Below are 23,224 nucleotides of genomic sequence, written 5' to 3'. Positions count from 1 at the left end.
ACTGAGGCATAAGCGGCAAGGAAAACGGCCTCCAGTTGCGAGTCGTTAGCACCCCTCGCCGGGTTGACGATGCACTGCACAAAGCCCATTTGACCAATCGGATCATATCGGTCCGATTGGACTCCTAAGCCACCATGCGTCTTTCCAGCCTAGCCGACTATGCGGTCGTGATGATGAGCGCCGCGGCGCGTCATTGCGGCGGTATCGCGCGGCTGAACGCGACGCTGCTCGCGGAGGAGACCGGCGTGCCGCTGCCGACCGTGCAGAAGCTGGTGAGCCGACTGTCTGCCGCAGGGCTGATCGAGAGCACGCGCGGCACCGGCGGCGGCTTCCGCCTGTCGCGACCGCCCGCGATGATCTCGCTCGCCGACATCATCGAGGCGGTCGAAGGTCCGATCGCGTTGACGTCGTGCGTCGATGGCGCGTCGCAGGACTGCTGCGTCGAGCAGACGTGCAAGGTGAAGCCGCACTGGAACGCCGTCAACGGCGCGGTCCGCAGCGCGCTTGCCGGCGTGTCGCTCGCCAGCCTTTCGCAAACCCCGGTTTTACACCCCCTCTTTCACAGGTGCCCGCATGACGCGCGCAGCGCCTTACCCCTTCCTTCGCGCTCTCTGCGTCTCTGCGCGCAAAGTATCTTGTTCGCGCAGAGACGCAGAGATCGCCGAGTTTTTAGAGAGCCGCGCCGCGGCGGAGATGGAATGATGGCTACCCGGAACGCAGAGGCATACGCCGCCGCGAACAAGACGTACGAGTGGGGCTTCTCCTCGGACATCGAACAGGAATTCGCGCCCAAGGGCCTGTCGGAAGACACGGTGCGCTTCATTTCCGCCAAGAAGGGCGAGCCGCAGTGGATGCTCGACTGGCGGCTGAAGGCGTTCGCGTTGTGGCAGACGATGGAGGCGCCCGACTGGTCGAAGCTTAACGTCCCCCCGATCGATTACCAGGACGCGTATTATTACGCGGAGCCCAAGGCGAAGCCGAAGCTCGGGTCGCTCGACGAAGTCGATCCGGAGATCCTGCGCGTCTACGAGAAGCTCGGCATTCCGATCGGCGAGCAGAAGATGCTGGCGGGCGTGGTCGAGGATCCGCTGAACGAGGACGGCACGCCCAAGCGTCGCGTCGCGGTCGATGCGGTGTTCGACAGCGTCTCGGTCGCGACCACGTTCCGCAAGGAGCTGGAGGCCGCCGGCGTGATCTTCCGCTCGATCTCCGAGGCGATCAAGGAATATCCCGATCTCGTCCGGAAGTGGCTCGGCAAGGTCGTGCCGCAGCGCGATAACTATTTCGCGACGCTGAACTCGGCGGTCTTCTCCGACGGCACGTTCGTCTACATCCCCGAGGGCGTGCGCTGCCCGATGGAGCTGTCGACGTACTTCCGGATCAACGCGGAGAATACCGGGCAGTTCGAACGGACGCTGATCGTCGCCGACAAGGGCAGTTACGTCTCGTATCTCGAGGGCTGCACCGCGCCGATGCGCGACGAGAACCAGCTGCATGCCGCCGTGGTCGAGCTGGTCGTGCTGGACGATGCCGAGATCAAATATTCGACCGTGCAGAACTGGTATCCGGGCGACGAGAACGGCGTCGGCGGGATCTACAACTTCGTTACCAAGCGTGCGTTGTGCCAGGGCAAGAACTCGAAAGTCAGCTGGACTCAGGTCGAGACCGGCAGCGCGATCACGTGGAAATACCCGTCGTGCGTGCTGCTCGGCGATGGCTCGGTCGGCGAGTTCTATTCGGTCGCGGTGACGAACAATCGCCAGCAGGCCGACACCGGCACGAAGATGATCCACCTCGGCAAGAACACGCGATCCACGATCGTGTCGAAGGGGATTTCGGCCGGGCGTTCGGACAACACGTATCGCGGGCTGGTGCGCGTTGCGCCGACCGCGGAAGGCGTGCGCAACTTCACGCAGTGCGACAGCCTGCTGCTCGGCGACCAGTGCGGCGCGCATACCGTGCCGTATATCGAGGTCCGCAACCCGTCCGCGCAGATCGAGCATGAGGCGACGACGTCGAAGATCTCCGAGGACCAGCTGTTCTACGCGATGTCGCGCGGGCTGGACCAGGAGGCGGCGGTCGCGCTGATCGTGAATGGCTTTGCGCGGGAGGTTCTGCAGCAGCTGCCGATGGAGTTCGCGGTGGAAGCGCAGAAGCTGCTGGGGATCTCGTTGGAAGGCTCCGTGGGGTGATATTCCCCTTCCGTCATTCCCGCGAAGGCGGGAATCCACTCCGCCTTTCGCGCATGCGGATGAGTGGATTCCCGCCTTCGCGGGAATGACGGGGTAGAGTTGGCGTAGTTGGTGCCGCGCATTTTAGAGATTTGGAATTGGGCTACATTCGATGCTAAAAATTGAAAACCTCCACGCCGAGATCGACGGCAAGGAAATCCTCAAGGGCCTGTCGCTCGAAGTGAACGCGGGCGAGGTGCACGCGATCATGGGGCCGAACGGGGCGGGCAAGTCGACGCTGGGCTATGTGCTCGGCGGGCGGCCCGGTTATGAGGTCACGGCGGGCTCGGTGACGTTCGACGGCGTCGACCTGCTCGAACTGGAGGCGCACGAGCGCGCCGCGGCGGGCGTGTTCCTCGGCTTCCAGTATCCGGTCGAGATTCCCGGCGTGTCGAACGTCCAGTTCCTGCGCGAGGCCTTGAACGCCCAGCGCGCGACGCGGGACGAGAAGCCGCTGTCGGGGGGCGAGTTCCTGAAGCTCGCGCGCGGGCAGGCGGATCTGCTCGGCATGGATTACGACATGCTCAAGCGGCCGGTGAACGTCGGCTTTTCGGGCGGCGAGAAGAAGCGCAACGAGATGGTCCAGATGGGCATCGTCAATCCGAAGTTCGCGATCCTCGACGAGACCGATTCGGGCCTCGACATCGATGCGCTGCGCGTCGTCGGCGACGGCATCAACCGCATCATGCGCGCGTCCGACAAGGCGGTGCTGCTGATCACGCACTACCAGCGGTTGCTCGATTACGTGGAGCCGGACTTCGTCCACGTGCTGGCGGACGGCAAGATCGTCCGCTCGGGCGGCAAGGATCTCGCCAAGCAGCTCGAGAGCGAAGGCTATGTGGGGATTGCCGCATGAGTAGCTTGTCGCAAATCCTCCCCGGTACGGGGAGGGGGACCAGCGAAGCTGGTGGAGGGGTTCTCCGCTGGACGTAGCATCTGTGGAAGCGCCCCTCCACCCCGCCGCTACGCGTCGCGGTCCCCCTCCCCGTTCCGGGGAGGATTTGAAGGCAGAACTTCCTTTGACGCGCGAGGAATCCTGGCGTTGGGGTGATCCGGCGGCGATCGCGGCGGCGGCTGAGTTGCCGCGCGGCGTTGCATTGGATGCTGGCGATTGGTTTCTCGATCTGCCGGGTGCGCGGGCGGTGTTCGTCGATGGCGTGCTCGACGAGGGGCGCAGCGATCTGCGGCACGTCACGATCGTACCGATCGACGGCGGATCGCACGCGCTTGGGCGTCGGACGACCGGCCTGGGCTGGTCCTTGCGCGTCGACGCGGATGCGACGGCCGAACTGATCCAGATCGTCCACATCGCGACGGGTGGCGACAACCAGCTTCCCGCGGAGATCGTTCTCGTCGCCGGTGCGAGCGCGTCGGTGGTCGAGACGTATGTCGGGACTGGCTGGTCGAACCGGTCGACGCGGATGATGCTTGGCAAGGGCGCTAAGCTGACGCGGGCGGTGCGGTTGCTTCAGGCTGATGGCTTCGTGTCGTTGCGCGACGAGGTTGAGATCGGTGCCGAGGCGAGCCTGATCGTCACTGTGTTGGGCGCGGGTGATGCCGGGACGCGGATCGACGGGTCGATTACGGTAACGGGTGACGATGCGTTCGCCGAATATGGCGGCGCGTTGCTGACGCGGAACGACCAGCGGCAGGAGTGCGCGGTGTCGGTGCGGCATGCGGCACTGAACGGGCAGAGCAAGCAGATCTGGCGTGCGGTCGCGGCGGACAAGTCGACCGCGAGCCTTGCGGCGCGGGTCGAGGTCGCGCGCGATGCGCAGAAGACCGACGGGGTGCAGTCATTGCGCGGGTTGCTGTTGCAGCGCACCGCGACGGTCAATCTGAAGCCCGAGCTTGAGATCTTCGCGGACGACGTGAAGTGCGCACACGGCGCGACGGTCGGCGAACTCGATCAGCGCGCGCTGTTCTACATGCAGAGCCGCGGCATCCCGCATGCCAAGGCGCAGGCACTGCTGACGCGCGCGTTCGTCGGTGACGCGTTCGTGCAGATCGCGGACGAGACGGTGCGCGAGGCTTTCGTGGCGGATGCCGATGCGTGGCTGGAGCGGGCGTTGTGAGTGATGTTACGCAAATCCTCCCCGGCACGGGGAGGGGGACCAGCGCAGCTGGTGGAGGGGGCTCCACTGGGCGTAGCGTCTGTGGAAGCCCCCTCCACCCCGTCGCTGCGCGTCGCGGTCCCCCTCCCCGTGCCGGGGAGGATGCGCTCGACCGTCTGTCGGACTTCCCCGCGATCCCCGAGGGTTGGGCGTATCTCGATACCGCCGCGACCGCGCAAAAGCCTCAGGCCGTGGTCGATGCGATCACGCGCGCTTACGGCGAGACTTACGCAACGGTGCATCGCGGCGTGTACCAGCGTTCGGCGGACATGACGCTCGCTTACGAAGCGGCGCGTAAGGCCGTCGCGCGGTTCATCGGCGCTGGTTCGCCTGATGAGATCGTGTTCGTGCGCGGTGCTACCGAGGCGATCAATCTCGTCGCGCAGTGCTGGGCCGGGACGCAGTTGAAGGCGGGCGACCGCATTCTCCTTTCCATGCTCGAGCATCATTCGAATATCGTGCCGTGGCAGATGATCGCAGAACGTCTCGGCGTCGCGATCGACGTGTTGCCGCTGACGCCCGACCACTGCATCGACCTCGACGCGATGGAGCGGATGATCACGCCAGCGCACAAGCTGGTCGCGCTCGGGCATGTCTCGAACGTGCTCGGCTCGGTGCTCGACGCCAAGCGCGCGACCGAGATCGCGCATTCGGTGGGCGCGAAAATCCTGCTCGACGGCTGCCAGTCGGTGCCGCGGATCACGGTCGACGTGAAGGCGATCGGCTGCGATTTCTACGTGTTCTCCGGGCACAAGCTGTACGGGCCGACCGGAATCGGCGTGCTGTGGGCCAAGCCGGAATTGCTCGACGCAATGCCGCCGTACCAGGGCGGCGGATCGATGATCGACAAGGTGTCGTTCGCCAAGACCACTTACGCGCCGCCGCCGGGACGGTTCGAGGCGGGGACGCCGCATATCGTCGGCGCGCTGGGCCTGCATGCGGCGATCGACTATGTCGAGAGCATCGGGCTCGACGCGATCCATGCGCACGAGACGGCGCTGGTGACCGCCACCCGAGAGGCGCTGTCGGGGATCAATTCGGTGCGCCTCTATGGCCCGGCGGACTCGGCGGGGATCGTAAGCTTCACGATCGAGGGGGTTCATCCGCACGACATCGGCACCATATTGGACGAGGAGCGCGTCGCGATCCGCGCCGGCCATCACTGCGCGCAGCCGCTTATGGAGGCGCTTGGCGTCGAGGCGACGGCGCGCGCGAGCTTTGGCGTTTATAACGGGCCAGCGGACGTCGAGGCGCTGGTGCGCGGTATCGAGCGAGTAACGAGGATCTTCAAATGAGCGATCGGTTCGAGATCGAGGAAGTGGATGCCGTCGCATCGCCGCCCAAGGCGCGCGTCGTGATGGAGACGGACTCCGACGCGGAGCGTAAGCGCGATTATCTCGCGGGTTTCCTGGCGCAGAAGCCGCAGGTGGACTCGCCCGGCGAGCCCGGTGGCGCGGTGTACGATGCGATCATCGATGCGCTGAAGGAGATCTACGATCCCGAGATCCCGGTGAACATCTATGATCTGGGGCTGATCTACGGCGTCGAGGTGACCGAGGACGGGCACGCGGTGGTGGCGATGACGCTGACGACGCCGAACTGTCCTGTCGCGGAGTCGATGCCGGCGGAGGTCGAGATGCGCGTCGGGTCGGTGCCTGGGGTCGGGTTCGCGGAAGTGAACCTGGTCTGGGATCCGCCTTGGGATCCGCAGAAGATGTCGGACGAGGCGAAGCTCGAACTGGGCATGCTGTAACAATTCCCCTCCCGCTTGCGGGAGGGGTTAGGGAGGGGAGAGCGGAACGCTGCTGTTCAAGCCCTCCCCGACCCCTCCCGCAGGCGGGAGGGGAGCAGAAGGAATTGGTTATGGCGACGACATTGCGAGCACGACCGGCGGCGCTGAACCTCACGGCGACGGCACACGCGCGGATCGCCGACCTCATGGCGCGCGCGCCGGCGGATGCGATCGGGGTCAAGCTGTCGACGCCCAAGCGCGGGTGTTCGGGGCTGGCCTATTCGGTGGATTACGTCACTGAGGCCAAGCCCTTCGACGAGCGGATCGATACGCCCGGCGGCACGCTGTTCGTCGATGGCGGGTCGATTTTGTACCTGATCGGGTCGACTATGGACTGGGTCGAGGACGACTTTACTGCCGGGTTCGTGTTCCAGAACCCCAACGCCAAGGGCGCGTGCGGGTGCGGGGAAAGCTTCACGGTCTGAGTTCCAGCGTTCGCTAGTTTGTGTCCCCGCGAAGGCGGGGACACAGGCTGGGCTCCCGCCTTCGCGGGAGAACAAGGACGAGCGGACTGCCGTTCGATTTCGGCTCCCTTCTACCACCCCGGCGAAGGCCGGGGCCCAGTTGGGAAACGCTGCTGACACCGCGCTTCGCATCGCCACGATGACTTTACCAACTGGACCCCGGCCTCCGGCGGGGAGGAGATCTTCGCTGGGGTAGGTGGTTGGCTGCTGACCTTGCCCCCGCTCCCTTCCTGTGCCACTCCCCGCGCCAAAGAAGAGGGGATATCCGTGGCCAGTCTGTTTCGCCGAAAAATCGTCACCGAGCAGCCGCCCGAGCATCAGCTCGCGCGGACGCTGTCATGGCCGCATCTGGTGGCGATGGGCGTGGGCGGCATCGTCGGCACCGGGATCCTGACGCTGATCGGCGTGGGAGCAGGGCTCGCCGGTCCCGCCGTGATCCTTTCGTTCGTCATCGCCGGCGGCATCTGTGCCTGCGCGGCGCTCGCCTATGCCGAGATGGCGACGATGATCCCCGCCTCGGGCAGCGCGTACACCTACAGCTATGTCGTGCTCGGCGAGCTGATCGCCTGGGTGATCGGCTGGAGCCTCATCCTCGAATACTCGCTCGTCGTGTCGACCGTGGCAGTCGGCTGGTCAGGCTACGCCGCGCCATTGTTACGCGGGGCGTTCGGCTTCCCCGAGGCGCTGACGCTCAGCCCTGAGCTCGGCGGCATCCTCAACGTCCCCGCCATCTTCATCATCGCGGTCGTCGCTGGCGTGTTGTCGTTCGGCACGCGCGAAAGTGCGACGCTCAATGCGGTGCTGGTCGGGGTGAAGATGATCGCACTGACCGTGTTCGTGTTCATCGCGTTGCATTATTTCAACAGCGCCAACCTCCACCCGTTCATGCCCTACGGTTTCCCCAAGGCGGTCCAGCCCGACGGCGCCGAGCGCGGCGTCATGGCGGCGGCAGCGATCATCTTCTTCGCCTTCTACGGCTTCGACGCGATCTCGACGGCGGCGGAAGAGACGAAGAACCCCGGCCGCGATCTCGCGATCGGCATCGTCGGATCGATGGTCGCGTGCATCGCGATCTATATCCTGGTCGCGGTCGCAGCGGTCGGTGCGCTGTCGTACACCAAGTTCGCCGGCAGCGCCGAACCACTCGCGCTGATCCTCCGCGAGATCGGTCGGCCCGGGTTCGCGACTTTCCTGGGTGCATCCGCCGTGATCGCCTTGCCGACCGTGCTGCTCGCCTTCCTGTTCGGCCAGAGCCGGATCTTCTTTACGATGGCACGCGACGGGTTGCTCCCGCTGAGCCTCGCCAAGGTCTCCAGGCGAGGTGCCCCCGTCCGCATCACCTGGATCACCGCGGCGATCGTCGCGGTGATCGCAGGCCTGTTGCCGCTCGCCGAGATCGCCGCGCTGGCCAACGCGGGCACACTCGCGGCATTCGTCGCGGTCTGCGCCTGCATGCTCGTGATGCGCCGCCGTGCGCCAGATGCGATCCGCACGTTCCGCGCGCCGGCCGCGACGCTGGTCGGGACGATCGGCATCCTCGGCTGCCTGTACCTCTTCTTCAGCCTGCCCTCGAAGACGCAGCTGTATTTCGGGCTCTGGAACCTGCTCGGCCTCGCGATCTACTTCGTCTACGCGCGGCCGCGGGCACTGGCGAAGTGAGCGGCTGGACGATCGGCATCATCGGCGGTTCCGGACTGTACGCGGTCGACGGTATCGAGGATGGGCGCTGGCAGACCGTCGAGACCCCGTGGGGCGAACCGTCGGACGCGATCTATACCGGTCGCGTCGGCCATGTCGGTGTCGCGTTCCTGCCGCGGCACGGCCGAGGGCATCGCATTTCCCCTCGGAGCTCAACGCGCGCGCAAACATCGACGCGCTGAAGCGGCTCGGGGTGACCGACGTTCTTGCAGTATCGTCGGTAGGCTCGCTGGTCGAGGCCCGCCCGCCCGGCAGCTTCACTGTCGTCGACCAGTTCATCGACCGAACCAAGGGGCGACCGTCGAGCTTCTTCGGCACCGGCTTGGTCGCACATGTATCGATGGCGGACCCGGTCTGCCCGCGGCTCTCTCGCTATGCGGCGGACGCAGCGCGAGAAGCCGGCGCGCATGTCGACGACCGCGGTACCTACCTTGCGATGGAAGGCCCGCAATTCTCGACGCGCGCGGAAAGCGGGCTCTACCGGCAATGGGGCTGCGACGTGATCGGGATGACCGCGATGCCCGAGGCGAAGCTCGCGCGCGAGGCGGAGCTTCCCTACGCGCTGGTCGGGATGGTGACGGATTACGATTGCTGGCGCGACGACGAGGCCGGCGTCGACGTCGCGCAGGTCGTGGCGCAACTCGGCGCGAATGCGGCAAAGGCCCGCGCGATGGTGATGGCACTGTTGTGCAACCTGCCGATGGAGCGCGAGGCTTCGCCGATCGACACGTGTCTCGACACCGCGATCATTACCGCGAGCGATGTGCGCGATCCGTCGCTGGTGGCGAAACTCAGCGCGGTAGCAGGACGCGCGCTGTAGCGGGCGGATCCGCCGAAACGGATCCGCACACGCGCCTTACTTCTTCTTGTTCTTTCGCGCGGCGTACTTCGCGTCGCGAGATCGCCTTCTTCTCGGCGTCGGTCAGCTCGACCTTGGCTTCAGCCTCGCGCTTCTTTGCAGCAGCCGCTTCGGCCTCGGCCTTCTTCGCAGCCTTGGCTTCGTCCTCGGCGGCACGCTTGGCGGCGCGCTTCTCGCGCTCGGCCAGTTCCTTGGCTTCACGCGCAGCGAGGCGCTCGGCAACGACCGCCTCGTCGATCGGCGGCTTGGCCTTCAGCGCTTCGAGCGCCTTCTGCTTGGCGGCGGCTGCGCTGCTCGTGCGGTCCTGGAAGCTGGGGTCCTTGAAAGAGGCCATTGTCGTAGAATAATCCTGTAATATCGGTCTGACCGCCCCGACGCAGGAATGCGCGGGCAGTGACGCTGACGGCGCCTGTAAATCATCGCGCGCCGGATCGGAAGAGATGTGTTCGAAAGCGCAGGTTTCAACCCACGCTGCGCAAACGGTGTCACCGATCCGTCACATCATAGTCATGCAAGCGTCATCCAAATCGCATCGTAACGTCACGTGCTCCGCATAGTCGCCTAATCGAGGTCGGCAGGGGGAGCCTGAGTCGATCCGTCAGATCAACGATATCGACCGGGAGTCTCTCGAATGACCATCTTCAAGCGCACGAGTCTTGTTCTGCTCGCCGGCACTGCCTGCATGGCCCTCTCGGCCTGCGATGGCGCGGACAGCGTCGCGTCGCCGGGCGAAGGCGTGATCGTCGTACCGGGTACGCCGACGCCGAGCCCGACGCCCACGCCGACTCCTACCCCGACCGCAGGCACGCCCGCGACGTCGTGCCCGACCGGCACCACCGATGTCGGCATCCTCGGCAACTACCGCTCGTGCCGCCTGCCGTCGCTGATCACGTCAGCCTTGAGCCTGCCAAAGGCCGCGGGCGTCGCCTATGAAATCAACGGACGCGTCGACGTCGGCGTCGACATCGGCGGCGCAGGCAGCGCACCGGGCGGGATCGCGACCACGCTGACGATCGCAGCCGGCTCGCTGGTTTATGCCAACACGACCAATGCGGATAATGACTATATGGTCGTTAACCGCGGCTCGAAGCTGATCGCCGAGGGCACCGAGACGCAGCCGATCATCTTCACTGCGCAGGCGAACATCACCGGCGGCGTCACCGACGAATCGCAGGGCCTGTGGGGCGGCATCATCCTGGCCGGTCGTGCACCGATCTCGAACTGCAACAATACTGTCCCCGGTGGCAACGTGGCCTGCGAGAACGTCGTCGAGGGCACCAGCACCGCGCTGTACGGCGGCGCGACGCCGACCGACAGCAGCGGCAGCATCCGCTATGTCCAGATCCGCTATTCGGGCACCGTCATCAGCCCGAACAACGAGCTTCAGGGCCTGACGCTCGGCGGCACCGGCTCGGGCACGACGCTCGATCACATCCAGGTCCACAACAGCTCGGACGACGGCATCGAGATTTTCGGCGGCCGCAGCAACCTGCGCTATCTGGTGCTGACGGGTTCGGATGATGACGGCCTGGATACCGATGTCGGCTGGCAGGGTTTCGTCCAGTTCGTGCTGGCGATCCAGAAGCCGGTCAACACACAGACCGACAACTACTCGACCGAGATCGATTCGAACGGCTCAGAAGACGCGCTGCCGCGCCAGGCCTACACGCTCGCCAACTTCACCTTCATCGAGACGTCGACCGCGACCAACGCGGCGATCCGTCTGCGCGGTGGTGCCGATGCGACCTTCGTCAACGGCATCGTCAGCAACCCGAACAGCGCATGCCTCAACGTCATCGCCGGCGCCGATGCGGGCGGCAAGACGACCATCCGTCCTGCCGACACGACGTTGCAGGACAAGGGCCCGCCGGTGTTCAACTCGGTCGTGTTCAGCTGCCTGACGCCGTATGCGACGACCACGGTCAACGGCATCACCGTAACGGTCGAGGAGCAGCAGGCGCTGTTCCGCGCGGGTACCAACAACACCGATAGCGCCGCGGTCGGTTCGGCCGTTACCGGCACCTTCCTGCCCGCCGGTGTGTCGTCGACGACCACCGCGTTCAACGCCGCCACGCTCAACCCGACCGGGACGTCGTTCCTCGTCAACACCAACTATGTCGGCGCGGTCAACGGCAGCACCGACACCTGGTATCGCGGTTGGACCTGCAACTCGAACCGCGCGAGCTTCGGAACGACGAGCAGCGCCTGCACCGCGCTGCCGACCAGCTGACACCGACGCCAAGCCTAAGGCTGCGCGGGGGCGGGGGCCCGCCGCGCAGCCTTGTACCTACCGAATTCCTCTTGTTGCCGGGGCAGCCATGAAGTCATCCGTTCTCGTCTCCGTCCTGCTCGCGACGACGACGCTCGTCCCGGCGCAGTCGTTCGCGCAAACCGCTCCAGCCGGTAGCGTCGTCTCGCCGCAGGCAGGGACGCCGGTCGAGCAGCGCACCGACCCCGCTGCCCAGGCCGAACAACAGCAGGAGCAGGTCGAGATCTCCACGCCTGGCGGCAGTGGCACCGGTGAGGACATCGTCGTCGTCGGCCGCAACGTCCCGAACGCGGTTCGCGCCACCGCTGCCGTCGTCAACGTGCTGTCCTCGGCGGATATCGCGCGGACCGGCGAAGGCGATATCGCCGGTGCGCTCCAGCGCGTCACCGGCCTGTCCGTGGTCGGCAACGGCCTCGTCTATGTCCGCGGTCTTGGTGATCGCTATTCGTCGTCGCTGCTCAACGGCTCGCCGCTACCGTCGCCGGAGCCACTGCGCCGCGTCGTCCCGCTCGATATCTTCCCGACCAACGTGATCGCCTCGGCGGTCGTCCAGAAGAGCTATTCGGTCAATTACTCGGGCGAATTCGGCGGCGGCGTCATCAATCTGACGACCAAGGCGGTCCCCGAAAAGACCTTCTTCCAGTTCGGCGGATCGGTCGGCGCGGACACCGTCACGACCAGCGAACTCGGCTATGTCTATGACGGCGGCAAGCACGACTGGACCGGTTTCGACAGTGGCGAGCGCAAGGTGCCCGGCTTCATCAAGTCGGCGGGCGCGAACGGCACGTCGCTGACTGGCGCGCAGATCACCGCATTGTCGAACGCCAAGACGACCTTGCTCCAGCAGAACAACCAGATCCCGGCCAACCTCTCGGGCGAGACGAGCTTCGGCACCTCGGCCGATATCGGCAGCACGCGCGTCGGCGTGATCGCTGCGGCGGGGATCAGCAACACGTGGCGGACGCGCGATACGCTGCAGCAGTCTACCGACGACGTCGGCGGCATCCTGACGCGCGATTTCCGCACCGTGCTGACCGACAACCGCTCGATCATCAACGGCCTGCTCGGCTTTGGCGCGGAGTTCGGCGAGAACAAGATCCGCTGGACCAACCTCTACATCCACGACACGCTGAAGCAGGGCCGCCTCAGCACCGGCTCGACCTCGAACATCGGCGATGTCGACGGCATCCAGCCGTTCATCGTCCAGAACACGAGCTGGTTCGAACGCCAGTTGATCGATACGCAGCTGGTCGGCGAGTTCAAGTTTGGCGATTTCGCGCTCGATACGCGCGGCAGCTACGCGAAAACCGAGCGCAACTCGCCCTACGAACGCCAGTTCACCTATCAGTACAATGCGAATGTCGGTGACTATACCAACAACCTCAGCGGCTTGCAGAGCGCGGCGGTGGCGTTCAGCGAACTCGACGAGACGCTCTGGTCGGGTCAGGCGAACCTCACCTGGAACGTGCCGTTCGACCGCCCGTTCGCGCTGTCGGTTGGCTATGCGTATAGCGACACCGATCGCACATCGAGCCGCTATACCTTCCGTTATCAGACCGCGGGCAACGTCGCGCTGAACGATGCGGTCGCGCAGGAACGCCCCGACTATCTGTTGTCGGACTTCAACCTCCAGACCTATGGCATCGGCCTCGCCAACACGTGCGTCGCGCCAAACTGCGCGCCGACCTACGACGCGTCGCTGCGCGTCCATGGTGCCTATGCGCAGGTCGAGGGCGAGATCCTCGACGGTCTGCGCGCCAATGTCGGCATTCGTTACGAGGACGCGCTGGAGACGGTGCTGCCGGGTGGCGGTGCCGGCGTCTCGTTCGCGCAGACCAATCTGTCGCGCGCATACTGGCTGCCTGCGGTGACGGTGACGTGGAACTTCGCGTCCGACATGCAGTTGCGCGGGCATATGTCGAAGACGCTGGCCCGGCCGCAGTTCCGCGAACTCGCGCCGCAGCTGTATCAGGATTTCGAGAGCGATCGCCTGTTCTTCGGCAACCCGTTCCTGACCGACTCGCAGCTATATAACGGCGAGCTGCGCTACGAATGGTATTTCGCGCGCGACCAGAAGTTCAACCTGGCGGGCTTCTATAAGCGCATCGACAACCCGATCGAGGCGGTCGCGTTCTTCCCGGCGGGCAGCGACACGCTCCAGACCGGCTTCGCCAACGCACCGCGCGCAAACCTGTACGGCGGCGAGGTCGAGCTGCAGAAGTACATCCCGCTCGACGGCCTGGGCGGCGACTTCTTCGCGACCCGACGTCTCGTCGCGATCGCCAACTACACCTACACGCATTCCGAGCTGCAGGTTGGCGACGAGCTGATCGCCAGCCCGATCCAGAGCAACGGCACGACCGCCAGCCTGCGTCCCGCCAACGTGCTGTTCCAGGACGGCGCGGCGCTGACCGGGCAGTCGGATCATCTCGTCAACCTGCAGCTCGGGATCGAGGACAAGGCGAGCCTGTCGCAGCTGACGTTGCTGTTCAATTACGCGAGCGACCGCGTGACCAACCGTGGCCCGGTCGGTGGCGGCGGCGGCGTTCGCCTGCCCGATCTGATCGAGAAGCCCGGCATCCGCTTCGACGTCGTCGCGCGGCAGGGCATCGCCGTCTCGGGCAAGCAGATCGAGATGAAGTTCGAAGCGCGCAACCTGACGGGGACGGGCTACCGCGAGTACCAGACCTTCTCGAACGGTGCCGAAGTCGACATCAACCGCTACAAGCTCGGCCGGGTGTTCACACTGGGGGCGAGCGTGCAGTTTTAAGGGCCAAAATACCCCTGCATGCCACCACCCCGGCGAAGGCCGGGGCCCAATTGGCAAGGTGGACGTAATGGAGCGATGTGCCTCATTATCGCCGTCCCCCAATTGGGCCCCGGCCTTCGCGGGGTGGTATGAGTTCATCAGGCTCGCCGACTTCAGCGTTCACCCCCAAGCCTTCTCCCGAAACCATTTGGTGATCACGTATTTGACCCCCGCGCGCACCTTCATCCCATGATGCAGCGTCGCCGCATTCAAGCTCCCGTCCGCACGTCGGTTGTTCCACGCGAGCAGCTTGCCCGTCTCCGGCTGGATGATCTTGTCGACCACCTTGAACCGCGTCGCGCCACCCGCCTCGGGCTGGTTGAGATAGATCATGACGGTCCACGTCCGGTTGCCGGCCACGCCGCAATAGCGATGATAGTCGACGCCGTTCGGCTCAAAATAGTCGGTGTGCCCTTTGAACTCCTGCCCGACCGCATAGCGCTGTCCCTGCAACGGCTCGCCGTGCACCGGGTCGAGCCCGGTCAGCGCCGCGATCCGAGCCTCGACGTCGATCACGACCGGATCGTCCGCCGACAGATCGCCCGTCTCGCTCGTCCGATAACTCGCGTCACCGTTCGAATCGGAGATCGTCGACGGACGCCGCACCGCATCGATCCGCTCGATCAACGCCGTGCACAATTCGGGCGGCAGGAAGTCGCGCCGTACGAACAAATCGAGCTTTGCGCTCGGCACGCGTTGCACGCCGGGCGCGGACAGTCGGGCGAGGACCGGTTCGGGGGCAGGCCGCAGCCACTGGACGGAAGAGGATCGGACATCTGCGTCTTCTGCCCATCGGGGGCGTAATGCGCTACCCCAGCTGTAACGCGCATGGCCGGCATCAGATTTCGTATGTTTAACGCACAAGCCATTGACGCGGAATTGTAACATGGCATGCCTACGCGGCGAGATGCGGGAAATTGGGGTGGGTCGCGCATGCGATTGAAGCTGGACGCGAGGGCGCGCCGTATCTTGCGGCGTATGCCGGTCGTGAATGTCTATAGTGTCGTCGAGCTTGCGCTGCTGGCGGGGCTTGCGGTCCAATGCGCTCGGCTGGCCTGGACCATCGTGACGCCGATCACGCCGCTCGGCGACTGGCGCCCGGCCGCGCCGATGGTAGTCGGCTCGCCCGCCGACATCTTGCGCGGCTTCGATCCGTTCTTCCGTCTCGGCGGTGCGCCCGGAGCCCCGGCGACGGTAACGTCGCTCCAGCTCACCCTGTTCGGCACGCGCATGGACGAGGCGATGGGTCGCAGTTCGGCGATCATCGCCGGTCCTGACGGCGTTCAGCAGAGCGTTGCGATCGGCGATGAAATCCAGCCGGGCGTTCGCCTGAAGGCGGTCGCGTTCGATCACGTCACAATCGATCGGGGTGGTGTCGACGAGGATCTCTTTCTCGATCAGTCGGGTGCGGTAGCGCCGGTCGTGCCGGGCGCCACTTCGGCCGGCGCGTCGTCCGATGCTGCCGGGATCCCGATCGCACAATTGCGGACCGAGATTGGCTTCATCCCGAGGATCGATGGTGGTCGGATCAGCGGGCTGACGCTCCGGTCGCAAGGGTCCGGTGCAGCGTTTCGCGCGGCCGGGCTGAAAGACGGCGACGTGCTCACGTCGATCGGCGGACGACCTGTCACTGGGCCTGGCGATCTTGACCGGATCACCAAGGATTTCGCGGGCGGCGGCAACGTCCCCATCACTGTAGAGCGCGGACAGGATACTCTGTCGCTCGCCATCACGATTGCGCCTCCTCAATGAAAAGCTTCTTCTCGGACCTGTCGTGGCCTTGGTCCTCGTGGCTAGCGCGCATGCGCAGACTACGCTGAACGTTCGCGATGCCGATATTCGCGCGTTCATCGCCGATGCCGCCAAGGTTACCGGGCGAACGTTCATCATCGACAACCGCGTCGCCGGCAAGGTGACGGTAGTGACCGATCGCCCGCTGTCGCGCTCCGAGTATTTCGAGGTCTTCCTCTCGACGCTTCGCGCCAACGGACTCGTCGCAGTGCCGACCTCGAATGGCGCCTTCCGCGTCCAACCGCTCGACAACGCCGCGTCGCAACCCAGCCGGATCGGGGTCGCCGGGGCCGCGCGCAACAGCTACGTGACCGAAATCGTTCGCCTCCGCGCGATCGACGCGCAGTCTGCGGTCGAAACCGTCCGCCCCCTAGTCAGCGCGCAAGGCTCGGTCAGCGCGAACCGCGGGGGCAACAGCCTCGTCGTCGTCGATTTCGCCGACAACATCCGCCGCATCCGCGAAGTCCTTCGCCGGATCGACACCGACACCTCGTCCACCCGCGTCGTCGCGCTCAAGAACGCCAGCGCCAAGGAGATCGCGACCGCACTCCAGGGCCTGATCGGGACCGGCACCGGCGGCGGGCAGGGCGGTGCTGCCGCCACTGGGCCGAGCGCCTCGGTCGTCGCCGTCGAGGGCTCGAATGCGGTCGCGCTCCGCGGCGATCCGACCACCGTCGCCCGTCTTGCGCAGGTCGCGGTCGACCTTGATCAGAAGGCGCGTAACGGCACCGAGATCAAAGTCGTGTTCCTCGAAAACGCGGATGCCGAGCAGCTGTTGCCGGTGTTGCAGGAACTCGTTGGCCAGACCCCGACCCAGCCCGTCCAAACCGCGCTTTCCCGCTCCAACTTCGGATCGAGCAGCACCAACGGCGCGTCCGGCGGCCAGTCGAACATCTCGCAGCCACAGGTCAACCAGTCGGTACCGACGTCCGGCGGCTCAGCAGGCTCCGGCCAGCCCGCGATCACCGCCGCCGGCGGCAAGACCGCTGCGGTGGTGACGCGTTTCGCCGGTGCCAACGCGATCGTCATCGCCGCGCCCGCAGAGATCCAGCGCCAGCTCAACGACGTCGTCCGCCAGCTCGACACGCGCCGCGAACAGGTCCTTGTCGAGGCGATCGTCGCCGAAGTCTCTGACACGACCGCGCGCACGCTCGGTGCGCAGTTCATCGTCGGTGATCCCAGCGGCGGCGCGTTCGGCGCCTCGACCTTCTCGAACTCTGCGCCAAACATCCTGCAGATCGCCGGCGCGATCGGCGCGACGCAGCTTAACACGTCGAGCACCACGACGGTCAATACCGACGGCAGCACGACGACCACCAACACCACCAGCGACGCGGCGAACACGCTGCAACAGTCGGCGATCTCGTCGATCCTGGCCGCGACCGGCGGGTTCGGCGGGTTCGGCGGCAAGATCGGCAGCACCTTCTTCGGCGCGATCATCAACGCGGTGAAGAGCGACACCACCTCCAATCTGCTCCAGGTCCCGCACCTCGTCACGCTCGACAACCAGGAGGCGCACAGCCTCGTCGGCCAGGAGATCCCGATCACCACGGGGCAGGCGCTCTCTACGAATTTCGACAACGCGTTCCGGACTACGCAGCGCCAGAATGTCGGCATCGAGCTGACCGTTCGGCCACAGGTAAACTCGTCGGGGACGGTGAAATTGAACCTGCGCCTGGAGGTCAGCTCGATCGCCGGCCCGGTATCGAGCGACAACAGCGACCTGATCCTCAACAAGCGCGAGGTCGAGACCGTCCGCACCGTCGACGACGGCCAGATCGCGGTGATCAGCGGCCTGCTCGACGACAACGAGCGCCGCACGATCGAGAAGATCCCGCTGCTCGGCGACATCCCCGTGCTCGGCCATCTGTTCACGTCGAAGGCGAAACAGCGATCGAAGACCAATCTGATGATCTTCATCCGCCCGACGATCCTGCGCACCGCGGAGGACAGTCGCAAGCTGACCGAACAGCGTTATGGGTATGTCCGCCTGCAACAGGGTTTGCAGGAGCCGGGCGCGGAGCCGTCGATTGATCAGCTGGTCCGCGACTATATGGGCGCCGCGCCGCCGATCCCGTCCGGCCCGATCCCCGGCAGCATCGAGGACCCGCGCATCGCGGTACCGGTACGCACCTCGACGATGGTCGTCCGGCCCAAGAAATGATTATCCGCGAAGGCCATGAGATCGACGCTCTTCCTTCCCCCTCCCGCTTGCGGGAGGGGGCGGGGAGGGGCTGCCTTACTCACGGACGAAGCGATCGAGGGCTATGTCATTCCCTCCCCGACCCCTCCCGCGAGCGGGAGGGGAGCAGTGAAGCGTTATCATCGACCGACCTGCCCCAGATCACCATCCCCTACGCCTTCGCCCGAAAGTTCGGCGTCGTCGTCGATCACACCGACACCGACTCGCACCTCACGATCGCGATGCGTGCCGGAGCAGACCCCAAAGTCCTGCTCGAACTCCGTCGCTATCTCGCCCGCCCATTCGACGTGACTTTCGTCGAACAGGTCGCGTTCGACCGTCTGCTGTCGAACGTCTACGCGATGGACGGCCAGGCCAACGCGCTCGCGGCGGTGGGGATGGGCGACGAACTCGACCTGCTCGCGGGTGACATGCCGACCGCGGAGGATCTGCTCGACACCGCCGACGACGCGCCCGCGATCCGCCTCATCAACGGCATCATCGCCGACGCCGCACGCAACGGCGTGTCGGATATCCACATCGAACCGTATGAGACCGGCCTCGTCGTCCGGATGCGGATCGACGGCGTGCTGCGCGAAACGCTGCGCATGCCGCCCAACGTTGCGCCGGTGGTCGTCAGCCGCATCAAGGTGATGGCCCGCCTCGACATCGCGGAGCGCCGCGTGCCGCAGGACGGCCGCATGGGCCTGACGCTCGGCGGCAAGCTCCTCGACGTTCGTGTCTCTACGTTGCCATCGCGGGCGGGCGAACGCGTGGTGCTGCGTATCCTCGACAAGGAGAACGCCGGCATCGACCTCGAAGCGCTTGGCCTGCCGCCCGCGCTGTTCGCGTTGCTGAACGAAGCGCTGAGCGAACCCAACGGCATCATCCTCGTCACCGGCCCGACCGGCTCGGGCAAGACCACCTCGCTCTACGCCGCGCTGCGCCTGCTTAACGACGGCAGCCGCAACATCCTGACGGTCGAGGACCCGGTCGAGTACGCCGTCGACGGCGTCGGCCAGACGCAGGTGAACCCCAAGGTCGGCCTGACCTTTGCCGCGGGCCTGCGCGCGATCCTCCGCCAGGATCCCGATGTCGTCATGGTCGGCGAAATCCGCGACCGCGAGACCGCCGAGATCGCGGTGCAGGCGTCGCTCACCGGCCACCTCGTGTTGTCGACGGTCCACACCAACGACGCGATCGGCGCGATCACCCGCATGCGCGACATGAAGGTCGAGAGCTTCCTGCTCGCCTCGACGCTCCGCGCGGTGATCGCCCAGCGCCTGGTCCGCCGCCTCTGCCCGACCTGCCGCAAGGCGGTGCCAGCCTCGGACACGGTTGCCCCGTTGCTCGGCATCGCCCCCGAGGCGATCGTCTACGTCGCGCAAGGCTGCGAAGACTGTAACCAGACCGGCTACAAGGGGCGCATCGGCGTGTTCGAAGCTGTTCGCATCGACGACACCATCCGCCGCCTGATCAACACCGACGGCCACGAATCCGAGATAACCGCACACGCGTTTGCGAAGTCTCCGAACCTCGCCCAGTCCGCTCGCGACCTCGTCCTGTCCGGCCAGACCACGGCCGAAGAAGCCGTCCGCGTATCCCGCCGCGACACCACCGAAGTCGTGGAAAATGCGTAACGCCCAGAAAATCCTCCCCGGAACGGGGAGGGGGACCAGTGAGGCTGGTGGAGGGGGGCACCGCGCGCACACCACCTGACATCATCCGCCACGGCACCGCGCGCACGATCCCCACAACTGGAACGTCCGCGGCACGCCCCTCCACCACCGCTACGCGGCGGTCCCCCTCCCCTTGCAGGGGAGGATGATGGCGGACTTCGACTATATCGCGATCGACACCAAGGGTGCGGAACGCCGCGGCCACGTCGCCGCGGCCGACATCGACGTCGCGCGCGCCACCCTCGACGCGCGTAAATTCTATGTCGTGAAGATCACCCCCGGCGCCCCCCGCAGGCAACCAAAGGCCGCCCGTTGTTTGGCCTCCAGCTCGGCACGCCGAAGATGTCTGGCAAGAACCTCACCCTCTTCACCCGCCAGCTCGCCACGCTCAACCGCGTCTCCCCGCTGGAGGAATCGCTCCGCACGATCACGCGGCAAACCGAGCAGGACAGCGTCCGAACAATAGTCCAGCACGTCCACGCCGGCGTCGTCGAGGGCCGCCGCCTCGCCGACGCGATGGCGCGCGAGCCAAAAGCTTTCCGCCCTTGTACCGCGCAATGGTGTCGGCCGGCGAAAGCTCGGGCTCGCTCCCGACGATCCTCGACCGCCTTGCCGCGTTGCTCGAGCGCCAGGCCGAAATCCGCGGCAAGCTCATCACCGCGCTCGCCTATCCGTCGATCCTCGCGCTCGTCGCGTTCGGCGTCGTTACCGCGCTGATGATGTTCGTCGTGCCGCAAGTCGTCGAGCAATTCGACACGGTCGGCCAGCAATTGCCGCTGTTGACGCGGATGGTTATGGCGTTCTCCGCGTTCCTCGTCGGCTATTGGTGGGTGATGCTGCTGATCGTCGTGGGCGGCGGTCTGGCGGGGTGGCAGGCACTGAAGAATCCGACGATCCGGCTCGCGTTCGACGGCTGGCTGCTCCGCATCCCGCTACTCGGCCGCCTGATCCGAGACCTCCACGCGGCAAGGATGGCGCGGACGCTCGGCACGATGGTCGCCAGCCGTCTGCCGCTGCTCGATGGTCTCAACCTCACTGCGAGCACGATCCACAATCGCCGCCTCCGCCAGGCCTCCGACCAGATCGTCGACGCGATCCGCGGCGGTGGCTCGCTCTCCGCCGCCATGCGCCGCGCAGGCGTCTTTCCCCCGCTGCTGACCTATCTCGCGGCATCTGGTGAGGCAGCAGGTCGGCTCGACGAGATGCTCGAGCGCGCGGCGGACTATCTCGAACGCGAGTTCGACCGCTTCACCGCCACCGCGCTGTCGTTGCTCGAACCGCTGATCATCGTCGTGATGGGCGGCATCGTCGCGACGATCGTGCTATCCATCCTGCTCCCGATCCTCCAGCTTAACACGCTGGCCGGACAATGAGGTTTCGCCCCGTGAGGTTTCGTATGCGTCCCGAAGTCAAAAAGAAGCGCCGCGAGGCAGGCTTTACCCTGGTCGAGCTGATGGTGGTGATCGTCATCATCGGCCTGCTCGCGACGATCGTTGCGCTCAACGTGCTGCCCTCGGGCGACACCGCGCGGATCCAGAAGGCGAAGGCCGACATCGCCCAGATCGAGGGCGGGCTGGAACTCTACAAGCTCCAGAACATGACCTTCCCCAACACCTCGCAGGGCCTCAACGCGCTCGTCACGGCGCCCGCCGGCCTGACCGATCCGTCGCGCTATCAGCGGGGTGGGTATCTGAAGAAGTTGCCGAACGATCCCTGGGGTCGCCCGTATCTCTATGCCTCGCCCGGCGCACATGGGGAGGCCGACGTCTGGACCTTCGGGGCGGACGGCAAGGAAGGCGGCGAGGGGATCGATGCCGATATCGGCAGCTGGCAGTAAGCGGGAGGCTGGCTTCACGCTGGTCGAGTTGATGGTCGTCGTCACGATCATCGGACTCGCATCCGCTGTCGCCGTGCTTGTCATGCCGGACCCGCGCGGCCGCGTGCTCGACGAAGCGACGCGCTTCGCGTTGCGCGCCCGCGCCGCGCATGATTCTGCGATCGTCGAGACACGCCCGGTCAGCGTCTGGGTTACCGGCGGCGGCTATGGCTTCGACCGTCGCATGGCGGGTGGCTGGACACCGATCGCCGAGAAGCCAATGCGCGTCGAACGCTGGAACGACGGGACCAAGGCCAGCATCGGCGATACCAGCGGTCGCATGCGGGTGACGTTCGATCCGACCGGCCTCGTTGATCGCCCCGCGGAGATCCGCCTCGACCGCGGCGGCGTTGTGGCAACCGTGCACATCGACGCCGACGGCAGCGTGCGAGCCAATGCGGGCTGAGCGCGGCTTTACCCTCATTGAAATCATGGTCGCGCTGGCGGTGTTCAGCCTCGCGGCGATGGCGCTCGTGCGCCTGGAAAGCGCGACGATCCGCGGCGCGTCGATCCTCGACGAAACGCTCGTCGCGCAGATGGTCGCGCGCAACGTCGCGATCGACGCGGTCACCAGCGCGCAACCGCCGACCGCGGGCCGCGTCACCGGCGCCGAGACGAACGGCGGCCAAGCCTGGACCTGGACCCGGCAGGTCAGTGCGCTCGGCGGCTCCAGCGTCCTGCGCATCGACGTAGCGGTCGCCGATCGCACTGGCACGCAACTCGGTCGGTCGACGATGGTCCGCCCTGCGCCACGGTCGGCGACATGACGCGATCAAGCGGAGAAGCCGGCTTCACACTGATCGAGGTCATGGTATCGCTCATGATCTTCGGCATGATCGCCGCTGCCGGCGTTGCGATCCTGTCGTTCAGCGTGAAGGCGCAAAGCAGCACCGGCGCCAAGCTCGACGATATCAGCGCGCTCACCCGAACGATGTCGATCCTGTCCGCCGACCTCGCCCAAGCCTCGAACCGGTCGACGCGCGACGAAGCCGGCACCACCGTTCCCGCGTTCGTCGGCGAGAGCGGGTCGGGTGTCACGCCGATGCTGCGGCTCGTCCGCGCCGGCTGGAGCAACATCGACGGTGCCGCGCGGCCGAGTACGCAGAAGGTCGCCTACCGCGTCGATGCCGGCACGCTGCAGCGGATCGCCTACCCGATGATCGACGGTGCGCAGGGACTGCCCCCCGCCGCACTGCTCACCCACGTCCGCCAGGCCGCGTTGCGCTACCGGATCGCTGGGGCGTGGAGCGATCGCTGGGATGGCGCGAGCGGCAGGCCATTGCCCGATGCGATGGAACTTACCGTCCAGCGCGATGACGGGACGCAGTTTCGTCAGATGTTCCTCGTAGGGACGGGATATGTCCCCACACCGGCTGAAGGAACGGGCCCGTCGACCACGCCGCCGCCCGGTACGCCGTCGAAGGAGACGCCCGGTGCGCGGACCTGATCGCGGTTCGGAA

Annotated in this window: 19 protein-coding genes and 3 pseudogenes; 20 read left to right on the top strand and 2 right to left on the bottom strand. The window is 65.9% G+C overall.

Features of this window, described 5'->3' with window-relative positions:
* Positions 1 to 134: 134 nt before the first annotated feature.
* From QP164_RS08540 to mtnP, 9 genes and pseudogenes are all read left to right on the top strand, one after another.
* A pseudogene (locus tag QP164_RS08540) lies at positions 135 to 521 on the top strand (SUF system Fe-S cluster assembly regulator); the annotation flags it as partial.
* Between the two features lie 180 nt (positions 522 to 701).
* Complete coding sequence (gene sufB, locus QP164_RS08535) at positions 702 to 2,192, top strand: Fe-S cluster assembly protein SufB (RefSeq protein WP_056057660.1); 1,491 nt, start codon at positions 702 to 704, stop codon at positions 2,190 to 2,192.
* 151 nt (positions 2,193 to 2,343) lie between these two features.
* Positions 2,344 to 3,087, top strand: a complete 744-nt coding sequence (gene sufC / locus QP164_RS08530) for a Fe-S cluster assembly ATPase SufC (RefSeq protein ID WP_333922865.1) — start codon at positions 2,344 to 2,346, stop codon at positions 3,085 to 3,087.
* A 145-nt stretch (positions 3,088 to 3,232) separates the two neighbouring features.
* On the top strand, positions 3,233 to 4,306 hold the full coding sequence (locus QP164_RS08525) for a SufD family Fe-S cluster assembly protein (protein ID WP_333922864.1): 1,074 nt from the start codon (positions 3,233 to 3,235) through the stop codon (positions 4,304 to 4,306).
* Between the two features lie 155 nt (positions 4,307 to 4,461).
* Complete coding sequence (locus QP164_RS08520; protein WP_333924217.1) at positions 4,462 to 5,640, top strand: cysteine desulfurase; 1,179 nt, start codon at positions 4,462 to 4,464, stop codon at positions 5,638 to 5,640.
* Entirely contained in the window at positions 5,637 to 6,098 is a 462-nt protein-coding gene (locus tag QP164_RS08515) for an SUF system Fe-S cluster assembly protein (protein ID WP_056057670.1), read from the top strand. The genes QP164_RS08520 and QP164_RS08515 overlap by 4 nt, the downstream gene beginning before the upstream one ends.
* A 110-nt stretch (positions 6,099 to 6,208) precedes the next feature.
* The gene (locus QP164_RS08510; RefSeq protein WP_332754289.1) at positions 6,209 to 6,562 is read left to right on the top strand and encodes a HesB/IscA family protein; all 354 of its coding nucleotides are present in this window, start codon (positions 6,209 to 6,211) and stop codon (positions 6,560 to 6,562) included.
* Positions 6,563 to 6,868: 306 nt separating this feature from the next.
* Positions 6,869 to 8,260: an amino acid permease gene (locus tag QP164_RS08505; protein ID WP_333922863.1), complete on the top strand. Its 1,392-nt coding sequence runs from the start codon at positions 6,869 to 6,871 to the stop codon at positions 8,258 to 8,260.
* Positions 8,257 to 9,119, top strand: a pseudogene (gene mtnP / locus QP164_RS08500) (S-methyl-5'-thioadenosine phosphorylase). The gene QP164_RS08505 and the pseudogene mtnP overlap by 4 nt, the downstream one beginning before the upstream one ends.
* Here the strand turns inward: mtnP and QP164_RS08495 are convergent.
* Entirely contained in the window at positions 9,091 to 9,492 is a 402-nt protein-coding gene (locus tag QP164_RS08495; protein ID WP_333922862.1) for a DUF6481 family protein, read from the bottom strand. The pseudogene mtnP and the gene QP164_RS08495 overlap by 29 nt on opposite strands.
* Before the next feature lie 297 nt (positions 9,493 to 9,789).
* On the opposite strand from QP164_RS08495, the gene QP164_RS08490 reads away from it, so the two are divergent.
* Together QP164_RS08490 and QP164_RS08485 are read left to right on the top strand one after the other, a co-directional pair.
* A complete protein-coding gene (locus QP164_RS08490) occupies positions 9,790 to 11,388 on the top strand; it encodes a hypothetical protein (protein ID WP_333922861.1) in 1,599 nt (532 codons plus the stop codon).
* Between the two features lie 88 nt (positions 11,389 to 11,476).
* Positions 11,477 to 14,197: a TonB-dependent receptor domain-containing protein gene (locus tag QP164_RS08485; protein WP_333922860.1), complete on the top strand. Its 2,721-nt coding sequence runs from the start codon at positions 11,477 to 11,479 to the stop codon at positions 14,195 to 14,197.
* 159 nt (positions 14,198 to 14,356) lie between these two features.
* Here the strand turns inward: QP164_RS08485 and QP164_RS08480 are convergent, their stop codons facing one another.
* Positions 14,357 to 14,986 carry a prolyl hydroxylase family protein gene (locus QP164_RS08480; protein WP_333924216.1) on the bottom strand — a complete coding sequence of 210 codons (630 nt, stop codon included), beginning with the start codon at positions 14,984 to 14,986 and terminating at the stop codon, positions 14,357 to 14,359.
* A gap of 183 nt (positions 14,987 to 15,169) precedes the next feature.
* Between QP164_RS08480 and QP164_RS08475 the strand changes: the two genes are divergently transcribed.
* The 9 genes and pseudogenes from QP164_RS08475 to gspJ all read left to right on the top strand — a co-directional run bounded on the left by QP164_RS08475 (position 15,170) and on the right by gspJ (position 23,211).
* On the top strand, positions 15,170 to 15,988 hold the full coding sequence (locus tag QP164_RS08475) for a type II secretion system protein N (protein WP_132896846.1): 819 nt from the start codon (positions 15,170 to 15,172) through the stop codon (positions 15,986 to 15,988).
* Between the two features lie 22 nt (positions 15,989 to 16,010).
* Positions 16,011 to 18,191: a type II secretion system secretin GspD gene (gspD, locus tag QP164_RS08470; RefSeq protein WP_333922859.1), complete on the top strand. Its 2,181-nt coding sequence runs from the start codon at positions 16,011 to 16,013 to the stop codon at positions 18,189 to 18,191.
* A 170-nt stretch (positions 18,192 to 18,361) separates the two neighbouring features.
* Positions 18,362 to 19,849: a GspE/PulE family protein gene (locus tag QP164_RS08465; RefSeq protein ID WP_165911411.1), complete on the top strand. Its 1,488-nt coding sequence runs from the start codon at positions 18,362 to 18,364 to the stop codon at positions 19,847 to 19,849.
* 381 nt (positions 19,850 to 20,230) lie between these two features.
* A pseudogene (locus QP164_RS19845) lies at positions 20,231 to 20,562 on the top strand (type II secretion system F family protein); the annotation flags it as partial.
* 42 nt (positions 20,563 to 20,604) lie between these two features.
* Entirely contained in the window at positions 20,605 to 21,261 is a 657-nt protein-coding gene (locus QP164_RS19840; protein ID WP_443027483.1) for a type II secretion system F family protein, read from the top strand.
* A 23-nt stretch (positions 21,262 to 21,284) separates the two neighbouring features.
* On the top strand, positions 21,285 to 21,725 hold the full coding sequence (gene gspG / locus QP164_RS08455) for a type II secretion system major pseudopilin GspG (protein WP_332754415.1): 441 nt from the start codon (positions 21,285 to 21,287) through the stop codon (positions 21,723 to 21,725).
* Positions 21,700 to 22,170, top strand: a complete 471-nt coding sequence (locus QP164_RS08450; RefSeq protein ID WP_333922857.1) for a GspH/FimT family pseudopilin — start codon at positions 21,700 to 21,702, stop codon at positions 22,168 to 22,170. Before gspG ends, QP164_RS08450 begins: the two co-directional genes overlap by 26 nt.
* Complete coding sequence (gene gspI, locus QP164_RS08445; RefSeq protein ID WP_333922856.1) at positions 22,160 to 22,531, top strand: type II secretion system minor pseudopilin GspI; 372 nt, start codon at positions 22,160 to 22,162, stop codon at positions 22,529 to 22,531. Before QP164_RS08450 ends, gspI begins: the two co-directional genes overlap by 11 nt.
* The gene (gspJ, locus tag QP164_RS08440) at positions 22,528 to 23,211 is read left to right on the top strand and encodes a type II secretion system minor pseudopilin GspJ (protein ID WP_333922855.1); all 684 of its coding nucleotides are present in this window, start codon (positions 22,528 to 22,530) and stop codon (positions 23,209 to 23,211) included. The genes gspI and gspJ overlap by 4 nt, the downstream gene beginning before the upstream one ends.
* Positions 23,212 to 23,224 lie beyond the last annotated feature (13 nt).

Source organism: Sphingomonas sp. LR59 (assembly GCF_036855945.1).
Lineage (GTDB): Bacteria > Pseudomonadota > Alphaproteobacteria > Sphingomonadales > Sphingomonadaceae > Sphingomonas.
The sequence above is the reverse complement of the archived record's forward strand: the minus strand, read 5'-3'. Positions and strand labels throughout refer to the sequence as shown.